The sequence below is a fragment of the Paenibacillus sp. USDA918EY genome (assembly GCF_009870825.1).
GTDB classification, from domain to species: domain Bacteria; phylum Bacillota; class Bacilli; order Paenibacillales; family Paenibacillaceae; genus Paenibacillus_AQ; species Paenibacillus_AQ albilobatus.
Map to the genome: position 1 here is coordinate 1 of NZ_WTWY01000046.1, position 1601 is coordinate 1601.

Sequence of the window (1601 nt, forward strand, 5' to 3'; positions counted from 1 at the left end):
CCTGTGCCGGCTTGTTCCTCGAGAAACTGCGCGAACGGAACTTCTTTTCCTGTCTCGTTATCGATGATGGCAGGAGCAACTTCCCTTAAACTTTTCATGGTTATCACCTTTTTGTTAGATTGTTATTGATTTGTTATTGAACCAGCCCGAGTATGTCAGAACCAATTTCTGAGAGTCCTCTTTTCAAGTAATCCAGGAATTCTTCCTTCAGTCCCTTTTGGTCAATAAAGTTCTTAGCAGCAGTCACGACGATATCTTCAGTCATGTTTTCTTTAACCGCGGCTTGTAACGCATGGATGAGCTGAGCATGCTCTTTTATCGCTCCCTCGTAAGACCAAATAATTTCGGTAATATAATTCACTACATCCATTTCAGTAACTTTTCCCGATTTAAGAGCGTCCAGCGTAGCTATCATTTGATTCTTCACTGTACTCCGTTCGATGTGCATCACCCCCTTATTTAGTCAAGGCTGATCCCCCGCAGCTTCAAATCATCGTAAATTTTTCGAAGCCCTCGGAGTCGTATTTTTCTATAAAGACCATCCGATATCCCCATACTCTGGTAAATCTCCTGGTGCCGGGTGTACTCTGCTTCTGTCTGAATGTATTTACGAGTGATGATCTGCTTCTCCATTTCCGGCATTTTTTCAATCAGATCGAGAACTCTCCTGATGCGCTCATCATAACGTTCAAGGATTAAAGCTAAATGGATCTTCCGGAGAAAGGAAACAACGCGTTTTTCAGCATCTTTATCCAGTAATGACATAGCCGGTCCTCCTGTGGTAAGATTGTTTCGTCGATGGCTTCCTACCAAAGGGAGCTTTTTTCAATTAATAGACCTTTTGTCATTCTTTTTAGCTGCCCAATGTTTATAAGGCTTCACATGCATAGATAAGAGATCGCAATTCGGATAACGACGTTCAAAATCTTCGCGTGCATCAGCCATAGTCCCAGCGATAATCTCACAAGAAACAGTGCCATGATCAGGATGATTAAAACGAATAACATACGTCTGCAAGATGATTCGGCCAATACTCCCCCACCAAGGGAGTTTTTTTATGCGAATTTGGGACGAATTTTTTCTACACCCTCTTTTTTTAATTGCTGTAAGGCCTTCAAAAAATACCCCCTTGGTATGGCTATATATATAAAGGTCCCCCATTTTTAGGGGTAGTGAGGGGAAAACTAAAAATTCGCCTCTACCCCTTACCAGTAAAGGGCTTCATTCAATTTTCCTACCCTCATTTTTCGGGGTAGTGTTTGCCCAATTTCGGCCCCGATGTCAGGTTGATACCCCCATTTTCAGGGGTAGACTACCCACATTTTTGAGGGAGCCAAAAAATCATTTCGGTGACTTCTGCTTGCGCTTAGGCCTGGGTGTGACGTTGAATTTATCGGTTCCGTAATACTTCCACATATCACTAAATCCGTAAATCGTCGCTGTCCGTGTTGTCCATCCACTCTGAACTACTTTTATAAATCCCAGGTCATTCAACTGATCCAATGATTTCGAAAATGTCTGTTCAGTCATTAGTTGCTCGCCCTCAGCGTATGTAAAGCTGATGTCGTTCTCATTGTCATAATTGAATTTGGCTTTCATGT

The 1601-nt window shown here is 42.4% G+C and carries 4 protein-coding genes; all 4 read right to left on the reverse strand.

What is annotated here, in order from left to right; all coding sequences use genetic code 11:
• Positions 1-133: 133 nt before the first annotated feature.
• A complete protein-coding gene (locus tag GQY55_RS30700) occupies positions 134-448 on the reverse strand; it encodes a hypothetical protein (RefSeq protein WP_160045719.1) in 315 nt (104 codons plus the stop codon).
• A gap of 11 nt (positions 449-459) precedes the next feature.
• On the reverse strand, positions 460-765 hold the full coding sequence (locus GQY55_RS30705) for a hypothetical protein (protein WP_160045720.1): 306 nt from the start codon (positions 763-765) through the stop codon (positions 460-462).
• Between the two features lie 60 nt (positions 766-825).
• Positions 826-1161 carry a hypothetical protein gene (locus GQY55_RS31730; protein WP_236575987.1) on the reverse strand — a complete coding sequence of 112 codons (336 nt, stop codon included), beginning with the start codon at positions 1159-1161 and terminating at the stop codon, positions 826-828.
• A 180-nt stretch (positions 1162-1341) separates the two neighbouring features.
• Positions 1342-1601: hypothetical protein (locus tag GQY55_RS31735; RefSeq protein ID WP_236575988.1), on the reverse strand; the 260-nt coding region annotated here is incomplete at its 5' end.